The sequence below is a fragment of the Halorubrum sp. SS7 genome (assembly GCF_005435055.1).
In the GTDB taxonomy this organism is placed as follows: Archaea; Halobacteriota; Halobacteria; order Halobacteriales; family Haloferacaceae; genus Halorubrum; species Halorubrum salinarum.
This window is the reverse complement of the sequence record NZ_SGXV01000276.1, coordinates 1-506: the sequence shown is the minus strand read 5'-3', so window position 1 is coordinate 506 and position 506 is coordinate 1. Positions and strand designations below refer to the sequence as shown.

The 506-nt window shown below is 61.5% G+C and carries 1 protein-coding gene; it reads left to right on the top strand.

Translation table 11 applies throughout. From position 1 onward, the window contains the following. Window positions 1-318 precede the first annotated feature (318 nt). Window positions 319-506, top strand: a 188-nt coding sequence (locus EXE44_RS18015) for a helix-turn-helix domain-containing protein (RefSeq protein ID WP_137718049.1), incomplete at its 3' end; no start/stop codon positions are given.

Sequence of the window (506 nt, the reverse complement as noted above, 5' to 3'; positions counted from 1 at the left end):
GACAGGCCCGAGTCGTCGCTCATGCGTTCGGATCCGCGAGCGCCCGTGAAAAGCCGTTCGTTCCGGCCGTCGGGTGCGAGGGGGGACCGCCTCGGAGAGCCGGCACCCCTCGTCGATCCGACGAGACGAACGTCGCCGTCGGAGCGCGCGCGAGCGAAATCGCTGACTGACTAGTCAGTCCAGCGGGGTAAAAGGAGATTTTTTTGCCGCCTTTGGGCGGATTTCGTCGTCAGATGCGGAATATACATCCGGTAAACGGCGTTCTAGCGGGAATACTCCATCAACATTTATGAGCGTGTGCGGTTTCGATTCGTAACGATGGAAGCAACCCAAACGGAGGGCCTCGACGACCTCCCGCCGAGCGCCAAACTGGTCTTCAAGGTGCTCGAGTACAACGGACCGCTGACCCAGAAGGGGATCGTCCAGGAGTCGATGCTGTCGGCACGCACCGTCCGATACGCGCTCGAACGGCTCGAGGGGATCGACGTCGTCGACGAGGACGTCTA